We start from the raw sequence: 229 nt of genomic DNA, 5'->3' as shown, positions 1-229 counted from the left end.
GATAGTGGATCTGCCATTCGGCCTGGGCTTGCCACCTGGCGGCGGTGCACAGGATGGCCAGTTCCGACAGGGACAAGGGCAGCTGCGTGTGATAGCGGCAGAATGCGCCCAGCTTCTGCGCATGCTGGGCCAGTTCGGGACTGTGGATCCAGGACAGGAAGGGACCGGCGAGGTTGCCGCGCGGGCCCTTCAGGATATCGTCCAGGACTTCCTTTTGTGCCGGCGTGGC

The 229-nt window shown here is 64.6% G+C and carries 1 pseudogene; it reads right to left on the bottom strand.

What is annotated here, in order from left to right:
- Positions 1-229: pseudogene (locus ACZ3HH_RS31265) on the bottom strand (carboxymuconolactone decarboxylase family protein); the annotation flags it as partial.

The sequence above is a fragment of the Pseudomonas sp. PME37.24/025 genome (assembly GCF_055556615.1).
The sequence above is the reverse complement of the archived record's forward strand: the minus strand, read 5'-3'. Positions and strand labels throughout refer to the sequence as shown.